This window comes from Sphingobium sp. FW305-3-2-15-F-TSA7 (genome assembly GCF_058787155.1).
The window spans coordinates 13,174-28,102 of sequence record NZ_JBYSZM010000050.1 but is presented as its reverse complement, the minus strand read 5'-3'; the positions used below and the strand labels follow the sequence as shown (position 1 = coordinate 28,102).

Below are 14,929 nucleotides of genomic sequence, written 5' to 3'. Positions count from 1 at the left end.
GGGGGGGCCGGGGCCCGGGGGCCGGGGCCCAGCCCCCCGCAGGCTGAATCGGAAACGACTGCCGCGACAGCCGCCAACGACAATCATGCGCCGGGGCCGCACGGTTCGAGCGCGTTGCCGACTGACGCCAGGGCGATTATCGAACCGATCCCATGGGGGATCAACCAGTCGGGCCGGGCCCAGGCTGGCATGTGGCGACTACGCTTCCCCGAGCGGTGGCGTCCCCGTCCCGATGCCTTGACCGGCTGGACCGGCGGCGGCGACCCGCTCGCGCAGATCGAGCTTCGCTTTGCGGATCTCGAAGCGGCGGAGCGCTATTGCCAGCGCGAGGCGATCCGGTTCAAAACCCGGGGCTCGCCTGACCCGTTCCGTCCCCGCGCGCCCCGTCTGAGCGGCGAACCGCCGCCGCGGCTATGCTGCTGGCCGACCGGACCGCATCCGCGATGCTGCGGGGATTATCCTGTCAATGCGCTTCGGGAAGCGGCGGCGTCAGCCAGCGGCGAGTAATATGCCCAATGGTCTCGCGGGATAGATTTCATTCTCACCAGCATAGGAGGACGATTGATGCGTAAAATCCGTACTATCGTCATCGCCGGCATCGCGGCCCTTGCGGCTGTGGGTACGGCGGTGGCGGCAAGCCATGACAGTCATGTGATGAAGCTCGACCTGCCTGACGGCTCCATTGCGCGGATCGAATATAAGGGCGATGTCGCCCCAAAGGTCACAGTCGCACCCGCCCTCGATTTTGTACCCGTGCGCTGGTTCGATCCGTTCGGGGCCGCACCCTTCACCCTGTTCGACCGCATCGCGGCCGACATGGACCGACAGACCGACATGATGATGCAGCAGGTTCGTGCGTTCCAGCTCGAACCAAACGCGCGTGGCGGCAAGGTCGACCTGGCCGCTTTCGACGTCCTGCCGGCCGGAACCGTCAGCTACAGCTTCGTGTCGACGGGTACCGGAACGGGCACATGCAGCCGAACTGTGCAGGTCACTTCGTTCGGGCCGGGGCAGCAGCCGAAAGTGGTGTCGAACAGTTCCGGCGACTGCCGTGACGCGCCGGCGGCATCCACCACGGCTGGTTCGAGCGGAAAGGACCGGGGCGTGACGCCGGCGGTGGGTCGGACAGCAGCGGACCATGGAAGCAAGCTCCTGCATACGACCTGAGCCACTCAGGAGCGGCGCCATGCGCCGCTCCTCCCTTTCAATCCCAATGCCGCGACTGGCGGCCCAATGCCATGCACGTACCACCCGGCATTTTCTCGAGCTTCATTACACTGCTGGTCACGATTGGGCCGATCGAGACAGCAGTCGTGTTCGCGGGCCTGACCGCCGGAATTCACCGCAGCGAGCGTATCAGCCTGGCACGCCGATCCGTTACGGTCGCCGCCTTCGTGCTTTTGGTGTTTGCACTCGCCGGCGGGCTCGTCCTCTCGCTACTGCATATTTCGCTTCCGGCGTTCCGCGTGGCCGGCGGCGTGCTTCTATTCCTGCAGGCGCTTACTCTCACTTTTTCAAGCCCCGGCCTCTCGTCGATCAACGAGGGTGAGCGGCGTGAAGCCGAGGAGCCCGGCGATATCGCGGTTTTCCCGCTCGCCTTTCCCCTGATCGCGGGGCCCGGCAGCCTTTCGGCCGCTGTGCTTGTCATGGGCCGCGCTCAGGGATGGATCGAGGCTGGTGCCATCGTAGGCATGATCCTCGTTTGCGCACTGCTGACCTGGATCGCGATGCTGGCTGCCGACCGCCTCGTCCTGTTGCTCGGCCGTACCGGCGCCGATGTGGTGGGCCGGATCTCGGGCGTTCTTCTTGCCGGGCTCGCCATCCAGTTTATTTTCGATGGCCTTGCAGCGGCACCATTCATCCAACGCTAACAGGCATCACCTAAACCACCGCGTCGAGCACGCGAAGCACCCTATCGAGCATGGCAGCATTCGAAGCAGCCTTGGGCAAAGCACGCCGGGCGAAGCGCTGGAGCCGTGCAATATCGCGCCAGGGGAAACGGAGTTTGATCAAGGTCTGGCCGAGCACCTCCGGCGCAACGCCTTGTGCTGCCTTGCCCGACCTCAGGAAATGATCGAGCAGCCGCTTGCGGTCGGCAAAGCTCCAGCCAAGTTCTTCTAGCTCGTCCGGCGGCACCGACAGCAACGCAAGCGCGAACTCCATGATGTCATCGAACGGCAACGCGATGGTGACCTGGCGGCCACCGCGCTCGCGCCAGCTTCGTAACGGCCCCTTCATCATTGCAGCCTGATGACGCCATCGACGGCGCGCCACTCGGTCGGACGAATCAGCTCGTCGTGCGCGATCTGCACCGAGTGAAGCGCCGCCCTGATCTCGCGCCGCCAATGATCGAGGAATTCGAACAGCACCGGAAAATCCGGCGCGAGGTCATATTCCTGCCAGACGAACAGCTGCAGCAGCGACGGGGCGTCGGGCCGGTAATAATGGACCTCCGCAGTGGTCAGCCCATAGCCTCGCAGCTGCGCGAGGAAAGCGCGATCGCTCATCGGAGATGGCTTCCCGACTCCCGACCCTGGTCGAGCGCGCGCATGGCCGCGAGGACCTCATCGATCGGCACGGCACGCTTCGCGCCGGGCGGCTTGCGAAGCGAGGGGTGATCCCGGACAGCGGACCGATCGGATGCCCAGGATGCGAGAATGGCGCGCTTGACTTCCGGCTCGAGGCTCGGATGGCGCGTAACATCGAAGGGATGCAGAAAACGCGAGAATGGCTGCGACATGGCCGTATCTCCTTTCCTTAAGTCGCTCCTTTCCGTTGAGGCGGGAACGGACCCGCACCGACAGATTTTGGTTCCGCGCCGAGTCTCGTCAAGGGGGCAATTATACCGGATTGGCACTCCAGCCCCAAGAGTGCCAAAAAATTTTGTCTCCCCTCTTGAACGGAAAAATCGGTTTTCCTAGTTCGATTGAACCTGTCGTTCGGATGAACGGCAGGGTTGTCACATCATGTTTTGCATCTGGAGGTTTTGCCATGCATTTCCGCCCCTTGCACGACCGTGTGGTCGTCCGTCGCATCGACGCCGAGGAGAAGACCTCGGGCGGCATCATCATCCCTGACACCGCCAAGGAAAAGCCGCAGGAAGGCGAGGTCGTCGCAGTTGGGCCGGGCGCCCGCGACGATAACGGCGCGCTCGTCGAACTGTCGGTAAAGGCCGGCGATCGGATCCTGTTCGGCAAATGGTCGGGCACCGAGGTTAAGATCGACGGCGAGGATCTGCTCATCATGAAGGAGAGCGATATCCTCGGTGTGATCGACAACGTCGTGCCGCTCAAGCAGGCGGCCTGATCGACCGCCTTCATCCCTCGAACATTCAGGAAGGACAGAGAAAGGAGTAGCAGCGATGGCTGCAAAGGAAGTCAAATTTGCGTCGGACGCACGTGACCGGATGCTCCGCGGCGTCGACACGCTCGCGAACGCGGTCAAGGTGACGCTGGGCCCCAAGGGCCGCAACGTCGTCATCGAAAAGAGCTTCGGCGCCCCCCGTATCACCAAGGACGGCGTCACCGTCGCCAAGGAAATCGAACTTGCCGACAAGTTCGAGAATATGGGTGCGCAGATGCTGCGCGAGGTCGCCAACAAGCAGAACGACAAGGCCGGCGACGGCACCACCACCGCGACCGTGCTCGCCCAGGCGATCGTGCGCGAAGGCTCGAAGGCTGTCGCTGCGGGCATGAACCCGATGGACATCAAGCGCGGCATCGATCTCGCGGTGACCACCGTCGTCGCCGATCTGGAAACCCATGCCAGGAAGGTGAGTGCCAATAGCGAGATCGCGCAGGTCGCGACCATCTCGGCCAATGGCGACGAGGAAGTCGGCCGAATCTTGGCGGAAGCGATGGAGAAGGTCGGCAACGAGGGTGTGATCACGGTCGAAGAGGCCAAGAGTCTCGCGACCGAGCTCGAGACGGTCGAGGGTATGCAGTTCGACCGCGGCTATCTGTCGCCCTATTTCATCACCAATGCCGAGAAGCTCAAGGTGGAACTGGATGATCCGTACATCTTGATCCACGATAAGAAGCTGTCGAACCTTCAGGCCCTCGTGCCGCTGCTCGAGAAGGTCGTCCAGTCGGGCCGGCCGCTGCTGATCATTGCCGAGGATGTCGAGGGCGAGGCCCTGGCGACGCTGGTCGTCAACAAGCTGCGCGGCGGCCTCAAGATCGCGGCGGTCAAGGCGCCGGGCTTTGGCGATCGCCGCAAGGCGATGCTCGAGGATATTGCCATCCTCACCGGCGGCAATGTCGTCAGCGAGGAGCTCGGCACCAAGCTGGAGAACGTCACCATCGGCATGCTTGGTCGGGCCAAGAAGGTCACGATCGACAAGGACAACACCACGATCATCGATGGCGTCGGCACTAGGGCCGATATCGACGGACGCGTTGCGCAGATCCGCCAGCAGATCGAGACGACCACCAGTGACTATGACCGCGAGAAGCTGCAGGAGCGGCTCGCCAAGCTCGCCGGCGGCGTGGCCGTGATCCGCGTCGGCGGCGCGACCGAGGTCGAGGTCAAGGAGAAGAAGGACCGGGTCGACGATGCGCTGCACGCCACCCGCGCTGCGGTAGAAGAGGGCATCCTGCCCGGCGGTGGCGTACCATTGCTGCGCGCGCTCAAGGCGCTGGATGGCCTCAAGGCCGCCAATGACGACCAGCAGTCGGGCATCGACATCGTCCGCCGGGCGCTGCGCGCGCCGGCCCGCCAGATCGCCGAGAATGCCGGCGAGGATGGTGCCTGGATCGTCGGCAAGCTGCTCGAAGCCGAGGACTATAACTGGGGCTTCAACGCGGCCACCGGCGAATATCAGGACCTTGTCCAGGCCGGCGTGATCGACCCGGCCAAGGTCGTGCGCACGGCTCTTCAGGATGCGGCCTCGGTCGCATCGCTCCTCATCACCACTGAGGCGCTCGTCGCCGAAGTGCCGAAGGAGGAGAAAGCCGCGCCGATGCCGGCAATAGACTATTGATGTGAGAAGGGGAGCCCAGCCGCCGGGCTCCCCAATTTTTTGGCAGGGTCATCATGATCCTCGACTCAGGTGGTCGAGGGGCTGGCCGGCAGCAGCGCACCCTTGGTGATTGCTCCATCGTGTTGATTGGCTACTAAAGAGCCGGGCTGCGCAAAATTGACGCAGGTTCGATCACTTGTTCCCGGGGGCGCATGAAACCGCACGATTTTCTAAAGAAATGGCGCAACGTGGAACTGAAGGAGCGGTCTGCCTCGCAGAGCCATTTCAACGATCTGTGCGCGCTGCTCGGCATCCTCGATCCGGTCTCGGCCGATCCGAAGGGCGAGTGGTTCACTTTCGAGAAGGGCGCGAACAAGACCAGCGGCGGAAACGGCTGGGCCGATGTCTGGCGGCGCGAATGCTTTGGCTGGGAGTATAAGGGCCGCCACGCCAATCTCGACAAAGCCTATGGCCAACTGCTGCAATATTCGGTGGCGCTGGAAAACCCGCCGCTGCTGATCGTATCCGACATGAACCGGATCGTGATCCGGACCAACTGGACAAACAGCGTCCAGGAAACGCACGAGATCGCAACCGAAGACCTGACCGACGGCGCGGTGCGCGATCGGCTGAAGGCCGCCTTCACCCAACCCGAGCAGTTCAGGCCCGCTAAGTCGCGCCAGGAACTGACCGAGGAGACCGCGCGCGAATTCGCCGGCATCGCCCAGCGGCTGCGCGACCGGGGGCACGAGCCACGCCGGGTGGCCCATTTCGTCAACCAACTCGTCTTCTGCATGTTCGCCGAGGATGTCGGCCTGCTGCCCGACCATTTGTTTACCAAGATGCTGAGCGCCAGCCGGGTGCGGCCCGAGCGGTTCGAGGGCAATGCCGCCAAACTATTCGGCGCGATGGCGACCGGCGGCGACATCGATTTTGAACCGATCGAATGGTTCAACGGCGGGCTGTTCACAGACGCCAGCGTGCTGCCGGTCGACAGTGAGGACATCGATCAGCTGCTCGCCGCCGCGCGGCGCGACTGGAGCCAGATCGATCCGTCGATCCTGGGCACGCTGTTCGAACGGGGGCTCGATCCCGCCAAGCGCAGCCAGCTGGGCGCGCATTACACCGATCGTGACAAGATCATGATGATCGTCCGCCCGGTCATCATCGAACCGCTGGAGGCCGAATGGGCCGAAGCGCTAGCAAAGATCGCCGCGCTGGTGGAAAAGGCGCCCAAGCGCACCGCCGAAAAGCTGCTGACGCCGGCGGAACGTGGCCGGGCGACGCGGATGCTGGTCGAGGCGGGGGCGATCCATTCCTCCTTCATCGAGCGGCTGGCCAGGTTTCGCGTGCTCGATCCCGCCTGCGGTTCGGGCAATTTCCTCTATGTTGCATTGAAGGCGCTGAAGGATATCGAGCATCGCGCCAATCTGGATGCCGAGGCGCTGGGCCTGCCCCGGGGCTTCCCGCGCGTCGGGCCCGAATGCGCGCTGGGCATCGAACTCAATCCTTACGCCGCCGAACTGGCGCGTGTTTCGGTGTGGATCGGCGAAATCCAGTGGATGCGCCGCAACGGCTTCGACGCCGCGAAGAACCCGATCCTGCGGCCGCTGGACACGATCGAGTGCCGCGATGCGGTGTTGAACCCGGATGGCACGCGGGCGGAATGGCCAGCGGCGGATGTGGTCGTGGGGAATCCGCCGTTTCTGGGCGGAAAGCGGATGCGTGAGGCGCTTGGCGACGATTATGTGGAAGCTCTTTTCGCGGCCTACGCTCGCCGCGTCCCTCAGGAGGCCGACCTCGTCGCTTATTGGGTTGCCAAGGGTTGGGATGCTGTCACGGCCGGCCAATCTAGTGAGGTGGGACTTGTCACGACCAATTCAGTTCGCGGAGGCGCGAACAGACGCGTGCTGGCGCCGATCGCTGACGCTGGCGGGTTCACTGCAGCATGGAGCGACCAACCCTGGACCGTGGACGGCGCGGCTGTGCGAGTGTCGCTCATCTGTTTTACACGAGACGCCGTAACATCGGCAATGCTGGACGGCCAGCGAGTAGAGTGGATCAACGCCGATCTTACTGCCGCCGCTAGCGATTTGACCAAAGCCGCGCGTCTCCGCGAGAACGCGGGCGTAGCCTTTATGGGAGACACCAAGGGCGGACCGTTCGACGTTCCCGGTGAAATCGCACGCGAATGGCTCACCTTGCCTCTCAATCCGAACGGTCGTCCCAACGCTGACGTGGTGCGGCCTTGGGTCAATGGCATGGACCTGACCCGCCGCCCTGCCGACAAATGGATCGTGGACTTCGGCTGGACCCTCAGCGAGCTGGAGGTGGCGCTGTATGAGGCGCCATTCGCGTATGTTGAGGCGAACGTAAAACCCGTTCGTGAAGAAAATCGGCGAGAGGCCTATGCCCGCTTCTGGTGGCGGCACGTTGAGCCAAGACAGGGGTTCTGGCGGGCAGCGAACGGCAAAAGCCGAATCTTGGCGACAACCCGCCACGCGCGTCATCTAATCTTCACTTGGTTACCAGCAACGACCGTTCCCGACAGCGCCCTCATCGCCTTCGCAAAGGACGACGACGCCTACTTTGGAGTCCTTCAAAGCCATTTTCACGCTTTGTGGGCGCTACGCCTTTGCACCTACGTGGGTGTCGGCAACGACCCCCGCTACACGCCCTCCACCACCTTCGAGACCTTCCCCTTCCCCGAGGGCCTGACCCCAAACATCCCGGCCGCCAAATATGCCGGCGATCCCCGCGCGCAAGCGATTGCTGCCGCCGCCGCGCGGCTTAACGAACTGCGCGAGAACTGGCTCAACCCCGCCGATTTGGTGGTGCGCGAGCCCGAAGTGGTGCCCGGCTATCCCGACCGTGTCCTGCCCAAGGACGAGGACGCAGCGAAGGAACTGAAGAAGCGCACGCTGACCAACCTCTATAACGCCCGGCCCCAATGGCTGGCGAACGCGCATGCCGCGCTCGATGCCGCCGTCGCCGACGCTTACGGCTGGGGCGAGGACTGGCGCGCCGGGCGGCTGGACGAAGACGAAATCCTCGCCCGGCTGTTCGGACTAAACCAAAGCCGTTCGACTGAGACATGCTGACGCCTGCTTTTGACAGGAGCCGACGTTCGACATGCCGTTTAGAACGACGGCAATGTCCCAATGTCGGTCATTCGTATCGCTGCCACCGCACGATGAATGAACGGCAGGTTTCGGGGTGCCGCAGAGCCAAGCTGAACGACTGACATGAGGGCGCGAAGCTGCCAATCCGGGGACTACCTCAAGGTTCAGATGACTACTTCCAGCGAGTTAGAACATCGTCGTGCCCGGGAACGCGGGAATGACAAGATGGTTGGTGTTTCGACTCAGATGGATCAAACTCTAGTCCCTCGGCCACGGTTCAAGCGATCGAGAGCGAGACCGTTCCCAGCGCACCGAAATCCCCGCGCACCCGATCGCCCGCCTCGATCGCCATCGGGACGACGCAGGTGCCGGTGGTGACGACCTGGCCCGCCTCCAGCGCTATGCCGAGACTGGACAGCCGGTTGGCCAGCCAGGCGAGTGCGATCCTGGGATCGCCCAGCACGTTGCGGCCGATGCCGTGATGGATTTCGGTATCGTTGATGATGCCGGTCACCGCATGCGCCGCCAGGTCCATCGCGCGCCATTCGGGCGGCGATGCCGCGCCGAGCAGGAAATAATGGGCGCAGGCATTGTCCGCGACGATCTGCGCCGCGCCCACGCGTTCGAAATGGTCGAACCGGCTGTCCGGTATCTCGATGGCCGGGTGCAGCGTTTCGACGCGATCGAGAACCTCTTGCGGCGAATAGGGATCGGCGCGCGGCGCCAGCGTATCGCCCATGCGGAATGCGAATTCGAGTTCGGCGACGCGCATCAGATTGGTGCCCAGCACGCAGGTTCCGCCATCATCCAGCACACGTTCGGACAGCAGCCGGCCGGCGAGCGGGTTCGTCACCTGGATATGCGCCTGCCCCGCCGCGCTGGTCGCCGCGATCTTCCAGCCGAAAAGCGGTTCCGCGCTGCGGCGTTCGATCAACTTCTGGATCGCATAGCCCTGCGCTTCGTCGGCCGGACGCAACGCCGGCGGCAGTCCGTCGATGCGCGTGCCTTTCATCCAGTGCGCATGGAGCAAATCCGAAGCCGCCTGGTTCCTGTCGTCCATGTTTCGCCCCTCCCCCGTTGCCCTCGATAAAGCCGCGGCGCTTTCAACCGCATATCGTGCGCGTCGGGAGAAAGGAACCGCGGCAGCCGGCTGATGGCGGTCGGTCACGTTACGGATAGCGCGCTCCACATCTGGGTGCGGACGTTTGAACAGCAACCATGCCGTGACCACTATGCGCCCTATTCTCAGACATTCCAGCTTCAAGTCAGCACGCCCAAAAGCGGCCGTTCGTCCATGATCGTGATGATGACCGCTTCGCTCACTAATTGGGGCTTTTCCTTGCGCCGATCGGCGCCCCCAAAAGCCGTCATTCCTTTATTGATCAGTCGCGGCGGAGAACCGTCGTGGTTTGCGCGCTGGCCCCCGCGCTCGCTTGCCTTAAAGTGGCACGATGCTGGATTTCGGCCAAAGTGGACGCCGCCCGAGCCAGAACCTGAGCGACGACGCACCCTATGGAGTTTTGATCAGCAGGGGCCGTGCCAATATACGCCGTGGCCCAGTTCCGACCAGCACTCCACAAGCATGGTGAGGTCTCGCTTATCCAATGCGAAGCCATACCCCCAGCCGCCGTCAAAGCCTGGCTTTATGGGGATATCCACCATCCCGTCACGGACGGTGACCGACAGAGGCTTCAGGGCGGCGATCGCAGGCGGCCACTTATCTGCCGGAACATCAACATATTGCTGCGGGTAAGCCGCCATCAGCCGGAGGGACTCAGCCGCGACCGCCTTTAGTTCCACCCCATCATGAGTGGGGCGCGGAGAAATGAAATAGATGCCCACCGCTATCAAAATGATGATCAGGCCACCAACGTAAAGGCACCCTCTCATCTCCGCTTCCCTCCAATTGCGATGCCTCACCTGCACATTGATACCATCAATCCTACGGCTATCGCCAATGTCAGCAATAAAGCCGCCTCGGATTGGCGATGAACGGCGCAGTCTGGGGCGCCTCCGGTCGGTCCGCTCTTGGCATACTCAAACCGTGTGGTTTTGCGACAGGCAGCTTGGACTCGATATCCTCTGGCAGCGGGCATTCGCGATGCGTGTCAGGTAACGTGGATAGGTTCGATGCACCCATTGGCCAACTGCCAGATTACGTCCTGCGGAACCGGCAAAGCGAGAGCATGATCCTTGGTCAAATTGAGATAAGCCCCCCGAATGAGACGGCCTATCAAGCCATGGGACACGGCAAGCACGACACCGTGCACGCTATCCAGCCACTGGCTCACTCGCGCCAAGGCAGTTTCGTAGCTTTCGCCATCAGGCGATCGAAAGAACCAGTCGAATGGAGTCGTTCCGTTCAGCACCCCCGGCCACTGAGCATCAATGTCTATATGTGTCAGGCCGTCCCACGAGCCAACCGAGACCTCTGAAATTCGAGCGTCCCACTGTGCTTCAGGAAATTTCCCGAAAGATCTGATTATGACAGTGGTTTCGCGCACTCGCCCCAATGGGCTTGCGACCAACGTGTCTATCCCGACCGATGTCGCCGCAAGCTGCCTTCCATATGCCTCTGCCTGTGCCACGCCCCTCTCGGTCAGCCGAGAGTCGCGTTTGCCTTGAAAGCGGCCAGCGGCGTTCCACTCGGTTTCACCATGCCGAACCAGAAAGATTTTGCTTTGCGACGATATGGCCACGGAACACCTTCAACGCCGGGTTCCGGCCTTCTTACAAGGCCGCCCTTCGGCCGCTACCGGGGCGCTTGCTGCCCGGCAACTATCCACACAACAACGGATGCTCGCTTTTCGGGCGCTTCGGCTTCACGCTCGGACGCAGATGGCGGTTGCGAGTCCCAGAATTGACCGAACTATTTATAAGGCACGTATATCAGCCACTTACTGACTTTATTGAGATATTAATCAGAAAAATAAAAAAGAGTGCGCCATGGCAGCGCAAACAATCTCCATCGAATCCATAGAAGGCCTTATTCGGGGCGGCCGGAAAAATTCGACTTTTCCAGGGTGGCTTGAAGCTCGGTTCGAAGACGATACCCGAGACAGCCGCGCCGAACTCCTGCGGGTGATGACGCTCAAGACGATCCTTATCTACAATTTCTTTCTTGCCGGCGACTATCTGCTCGCGCGAGACACTCTGCGGCTCGCGCTCGCGATCCACTTTCTGATTCTGACCCCGTGGATGATCTTCGTCTATGCCCTGCTGCAAAGACGGCCTCGCAAGGCAATCCGCGAGCTGGCGGCCGCATCCATTCCCGTCGCGATTGCGCTACAGGTTTCGATCATTTATTTCTTCACGGAATCCGCCTATTCATCTCAATACTTGTATTTCCTGGTGATGCTTTCGATGTATGCAAATACATCGCAACGGCTTGCCCATCATTATGCGATAGGCGTTTCCTTATTTATCTGCGCGTTGTTGCCGCTGTCGATAGCCGCAGTGCACGTGATGGGGGCGCCGGCAGCGCACCACATGGCAACGCCGATCGCATTCACGCAAGGCATGCTCCTTCTCTCTTGCGCGTGGATGACCTTGAATTCGAACTTCCAGCGCGAGGGCGATTTTCGCCTGGCTTATCTTCAATCCGTGCTCGATGGATTGAGGGTTGAGGCGAAGAACGCGGAAGCGAACCACGATGCACTGACGGGCCTTGCGAACCGGCGCTTTCTCGATACGCGCGGCGCCGAAATCTGGAAAGGGGGCGAGGCGGCGCGATCACCCGTTTCGGTCATCATGATGGACATCGATCACTTCAAAGGATTCAATGATTTCTATGGTCACCCTGCGGGAGACACCTGCCTGAAGCAGATCGGAGCCTGCACCGTCGCTGAATTGCGGAGCAGCGATGATTTAGCGGTGCGCTGCGGCGGCGAGGAATTCCTGGTTCTACTCCCGAATACCGGAATCGCCGATGCGATCCCGGTCGCGGAGAGGATCAGGCAGGCGATTGCCGCGCTCCGTATTCCCAACGAAAGCGCGGGGCGATCCACGGTCGTGACCGCGAGTTTCGGCGTCGCCTCCGCCACGGTCTCCGATATTTCCCTGGAGGATCTGATCTCTTCTGCCGACACGGCCTTGTATGAAGCCAAGCGCAACGGCCGAAACCAAACCTGGCCGCCGCTGAACTACGGTGGAATTTCGATGCCAGTTTAATAAATGCGGCATGAATACATGGCCCGCAGGCCTCGACTAGCTCTTGCCGGACATCCCCTTACAAGAGCCGACCAGACCTCAAGGCGATGACTTAATTCGGCTATTTAGTAAAGTGGCGCCGTAATTTCCGTCAGCTTCGCCATGCAGATAGGCGCGCGCAGCGATCGGCCAGTGGGGCACCAACGCGGCCCTCTCACGCCTCCCCGACCGTGTCGCCCGACGAAAGAGCCCCGGCTCCCCCAGCCCCGTCCGCCGATCCGCTCCAGCACCGAAGGCGAGTTGAAGCTAAAGGTCGATGTCTATTGAGTGTGCGTGCGGCGTGTACGGTTCCCCCAGGGGTGCCGGGGGCGCGGAAGCATCGTAGCGAAGCCGGGCAGATGGAAAGCGGGCATGGAACAGCTTGACAGGCGCCAGCTTCTGCGAAGCCTGGGCGGGGGCCTTTGCGCGGTTTCGGTCGCCGGTGCGGCGCGTGCCGTACCGGCATATGGCGATGGTGAAACGCACGGCCGGGCGGCCGGCGAAGGATGGAGTGCCGGGGATATGACAATGAAGCTTCGTCCGTTCGGTACCCTCGACGTTTTTCCCGACTTCTCGGTCAGTCATGCCGGGCCGATCGCGACCCGGCTGGCGGCGCGGCTCGGCCGGGTGGAATGGCGCAACGACGCGCTGGGCATGGTCAGCCTGAGCGTCGGCATGGGAAGCTATCTGCAGGGGCCGCACGCGGCGCACGTCACCGTCCGCATGGCATTGAAGGCCGGGGACGGCACGCCGTTCTTCTTCCAATATGTCTCGGTGGGCGACATGGCGGCGCATCTGCGCGGCGAAGCGCCGATCATGCTGACGGGCCAGATCGAGATCGACCCCGCCCACCCGACGCTCGCCTGGCTGAACCAGGTCCAGCTCGTCGGGCGCGGCATGCTGACGATGGACCCGGTCTGCCAGAGTTATGAAATGGCGATCCTGGATGGTTAGACGCGCATCGCCTTTCCAAATGCGTTCCCCCCTGAAGGAGAGAGACGATGCGCGTGGCGATACCCGAGGATGATCCCGATCCGTTTTCCTCACTCGGCGACTATTTTTCGGGCGAGATGGTCGCGGCGTCGAAGAATTTCTCGCAGGCGGTGTATCGCAAGGCCCGATTGCCGCTGCGGATCTTCGAGGGCGCACGCGCACGCACCGCCGATATCAACGGCTGCATGGTCTGCCGCGCCTTTCGCGCCAAGCGGGATCTCAGGGATTTCTACGACGCCCAGTCGATCGACGCGTCGCAGACGGTGATCGAGAATGGCGCGGCGCCCGACGAGGAATTCTACCGGAACGTCACGAACTGGCGGATCTATCCGGGCTATAGCGACCGCGAGCGGATCGCGATCGAATATGCCGAACGCTTCTGCCAGGATCCGCAAGGGCTTGCGCGCGACGAGGCCTTCTGGGCGATCGCGAAGGCACAATTCAGCGACGAGGAAATCGTCGATCTCAGCCAATGCGTCGTATCCTTCATCGCCAGCGGCCGCGTGGCGCACGTCCTCGGCCTCGACACGGTCTGTTCGATCCTCGAAATCGGCGAAGCGCATTGACTGAGGCGTTGGTGGAGGCGGCAGCGGACATCCGCGCGGCGGTATCGGACCAGCTCGGGCGCTTCGCCCGCCTGCTCGACACCAGGCAATGGGACGGGCTCGACGGTGTTTTCGCCGAGGATGTCCGGTTCGACTATGGCGAGGGGCGGACGGGATCCGGGCTGGCGGCGTTGCGGGCCATGTTCCGGCGCTACCTCGATCATTGCGGCCCGTCGCAGCATCTGCTGGGCAGCCTCATCATCGACCTTGGCGATCCGGCGATGCCGGTCAGCGCCTGCTATGTCCAGGCGCGCCATATCGGCGCCGGCGATGGCGCGGCCAACTGGTTCGACACCAGCGGCGAATATCGCGACAGCTGGCGCCGCGACAATGGCACCTGGCGCATCGTCCGGCGCATCGCCGATTTCCGGCTGTTCGTGGGTGACCCCGGAGTGATCGCGTTCGACGGCTAAAAGTCGAAGCCCTGCTGCGCCGGACTCTGGGGCGGCGCGACCGTCGCCACGCCTTCCAGTTCGAGCATCCGCGCTTTCGACATGGAGCCGCCGGGCGCGGAAAAGCCACCGATCTTGCCGCCCGCGGCAGTGACGCGGTGGCAGGGGACGATCAGCGGGACGGGATTCTTCGCCATCGCCTGCCCCACATCGCGCGCATATTCGGGGCCGCCGCCAAGCGCCTGCGCGACCGCGCCATAGGTGGTCGTCTCACCCCAGCCCAGCGTGCGCACATGATCGTAGACGCGCGCGAAGAAAGGCTCCTGCTCGCCGAGATCGACCGTCACACCCGAGAAATCGATGCGCTCTCCGGCAAAATAGCGAATGGCCGCGTCGATGACCGCCTGCACATCGGCGGGCGGTTCGCCGGGCGACGCGCCGGGCATACGCCGCGCCATCGCCCGCTCGGTCTCAAGCGCGGTCGGCGCAGGCAGGCGCAGGCTGGAGATGCCGGTGTCGTTCCAGCCGATCGCGGCAAAGCCCGCCCTGGTCTCGAAAAGCCGATAATGGTTTCTGCGGGCCATTGCTGCACTCCCCATTCCATAACGGCGATATAGGATCGTGTTAGCGCGAAACCATATCGCTGCACCGGATCGGCAGTGCGATGGA

Annotated in this window: 17 protein-coding genes; 10 read left to right on the top strand and 7 right to left on the bottom strand. The window is 62.7% G+C overall.

What is annotated here, in order from left to right; all coding sequences use genetic code 11:
- From AC3WN8_RS27915 to AC3WN8_RS27905, 3 genes are all read left to right on the top strand, one after another.
- Nucleotides 1-507: NADH dehydrogenase ubiquinone Fe-S protein 4 (locus AC3WN8_RS27915; protein ID WP_492672791.1), on the top strand; the 507-nt coding region annotated here is incomplete at its 5' end.
- A 57-nt stretch (nucleotides 508-564) separates the two neighbouring features.
- Complete coding sequence (locus AC3WN8_RS27910) at nucleotides 565-1,167, top strand: hypothetical protein (protein ID WP_492672790.1); 603 nt, start codon at nucleotides 565-567, stop codon at nucleotides 1,165-1,167.
- A gap of 71 nt (nucleotides 1,168-1,238) precedes the next feature.
- Nucleotides 1,239-1,871 carry a MarC family protein gene (locus tag AC3WN8_RS27905; RefSeq protein ID WP_492672789.1) on the top strand — a complete coding sequence of 211 codons (633 nt, stop codon included), beginning with the start codon at nucleotides 1,239-1,241 and terminating at the stop codon, nucleotides 1,869-1,871.
- Between the two features lie 10 nt (nucleotides 1,872-1,881).
- On the opposite strand, the gene AC3WN8_RS27900 is transcribed toward AC3WN8_RS27905, so the two are convergent.
- The 3 genes from AC3WN8_RS27900 to AC3WN8_RS27890 are packed head-to-tail and all read right to left on the bottom strand — an operon-like array spanning nucleotide 1,882 to nucleotide 2,740.
- Nucleotides 1,882-2,241, bottom strand: coding sequence for a hypothetical protein (locus tag AC3WN8_RS27900; protein WP_492672788.1), 360 nt, complete (start codon nucleotides 2,239-2,241; stop codon nucleotides 1,882-1,884).
- Nucleotides 2,238-2,507: an usg protein gene (locus AC3WN8_RS27895; protein WP_492672787.1), complete on the bottom strand. Its 270-nt coding sequence runs from the start codon at nucleotides 2,505-2,507 to the stop codon at nucleotides 2,238-2,240. Before AC3WN8_RS27895 ends, AC3WN8_RS27900 begins: the two co-directional genes overlap by 4 nt.
- Nucleotides 2,504-2,740, bottom strand: coding sequence for a hypothetical protein (locus AC3WN8_RS27890; protein ID WP_492672786.1), 237 nt, complete (start codon nucleotides 2,738-2,740; stop codon nucleotides 2,504-2,506). The genes AC3WN8_RS27895 and AC3WN8_RS27890 overlap by 4 nt, the downstream gene beginning before the upstream one ends.
- 251 nt (nucleotides 2,741-2,991) lie before the next feature.
- Between AC3WN8_RS27890 and groES the strand changes: the two genes are divergently transcribed.
- The 3 genes from groES (at nucleotide 2,992) to AC3WN8_RS27875 (ending at nucleotide 8,061) form a co-directional block, all read left to right on the top strand.
- Nucleotides 2,992-3,306 (top strand): co-chaperone GroES, encoded by a 315-nt coding sequence (groES, locus tag AC3WN8_RS27885; protein WP_492672785.1) that lies wholly within the window; start codon nucleotides 2,992-2,994, stop codon nucleotides 3,304-3,306.
- 55 nt (nucleotides 3,307-3,361) lie between these two features.
- Nucleotides 3,362-4,981, top strand: coding sequence for a chaperonin GroEL (gene groL / locus AC3WN8_RS27880; protein ID WP_492672784.1), 1,620 nt, complete (start codon nucleotides 3,362-3,364; stop codon nucleotides 4,979-4,981).
- A gap of 191 nt (nucleotides 4,982-5,172) precedes the next feature.
- Entirely contained in the window at nucleotides 5,173-8,061 is a 2,889-nt protein-coding gene (locus AC3WN8_RS27875; RefSeq protein ID WP_492672783.1) for a class I SAM-dependent DNA methyltransferase, read from the top strand.
- A 298-nt stretch (nucleotides 8,062-8,359) separates the two neighbouring features.
- Here the strand turns inward: AC3WN8_RS27875 and AC3WN8_RS27870 are convergent, their stop codons facing one another.
- The 3 genes from AC3WN8_RS27870 to AC3WN8_RS27860 form a co-directional block, all read right to left on the bottom strand.
- Nucleotides 8,360-9,142: a 2-keto-4-pentenoate hydratase gene (locus tag AC3WN8_RS27870; protein ID WP_492672782.1), complete on the bottom strand. Its 783-nt coding sequence runs from the start codon at nucleotides 9,140-9,142 to the stop codon at nucleotides 8,360-8,362.
- Between the two features lie 464 nt (nucleotides 9,143-9,606).
- Nucleotides 9,607-9,972, bottom strand: a complete 366-nt coding sequence (locus tag AC3WN8_RS27865) for a hypothetical protein (RefSeq protein ID WP_492672781.1) — start codon at nucleotides 9,970-9,972, stop codon at nucleotides 9,607-9,609.
- 218 nt (nucleotides 9,973-10,190) lie between these two features.
- Nucleotides 10,191-10,781: a histidine phosphatase family protein gene (locus AC3WN8_RS27860; protein ID WP_492672780.1), complete on the bottom strand. Its 591-nt coding sequence runs from the start codon at nucleotides 10,779-10,781 to the stop codon at nucleotides 10,191-10,193.
- Between the two features lie 247 nt (nucleotides 10,782-11,028).
- On the opposite strand from AC3WN8_RS27860, the gene AC3WN8_RS27855 reads away from it, so the two are divergent.
- The 4 genes from AC3WN8_RS27855 to AC3WN8_RS27840 all read left to right on the top strand — a co-directional run bounded on the left by AC3WN8_RS27855 (nucleotide 11,029) and on the right by AC3WN8_RS27840 (nucleotide 14,281).
- A complete protein-coding gene (locus AC3WN8_RS27855; RefSeq protein WP_492672779.1) occupies nucleotides 11,029-12,252 on the top strand; it encodes a GGDEF domain-containing protein in 1,224 nt (407 codons plus the stop codon).
- Between the two features lie 390 nt (nucleotides 12,253-12,642).
- The gene (locus AC3WN8_RS27850) at nucleotides 12,643-13,224 is read left to right on the top strand and encodes a hypothetical protein (protein ID WP_492672778.1); all 582 of its coding nucleotides are present in this window, start codon (nucleotides 12,643-12,645) and stop codon (nucleotides 13,222-13,224) included.
- Nucleotides 13,225-13,271: 47 nt separating this feature from the next.
- Nucleotides 13,272-13,829 (top strand): carboxymuconolactone decarboxylase family protein, encoded by a 558-nt coding sequence (locus tag AC3WN8_RS27845; protein ID WP_492672777.1) that lies wholly within the window; start codon nucleotides 13,272-13,274, stop codon nucleotides 13,827-13,829.
- Nucleotides 13,826-14,281 (top strand): nuclear transport factor 2 family protein, encoded by a 456-nt coding sequence (locus AC3WN8_RS27840; RefSeq protein WP_492672776.1) that lies wholly within the window; start codon nucleotides 13,826-13,828, stop codon nucleotides 14,279-14,281. Before AC3WN8_RS27845 ends, AC3WN8_RS27840 begins: the two co-directional genes overlap by 4 nt.
- Here AC3WN8_RS27840 and AC3WN8_RS27835 read toward each other — a convergent pair.
- A complete protein-coding gene (locus tag AC3WN8_RS27835; protein WP_492672775.1) occupies nucleotides 14,278-14,844 on the bottom strand; it encodes a methylated-DNA--[protein]-cysteine S-methyltransferase in 567 nt (188 codons plus the stop codon). The two genes, AC3WN8_RS27840 and AC3WN8_RS27835, sit on opposite strands and share 4 nt — an antisense overlap.
- Between the last annotated feature and the right edge of the window lie 85 nt (nucleotides 14,845-14,929).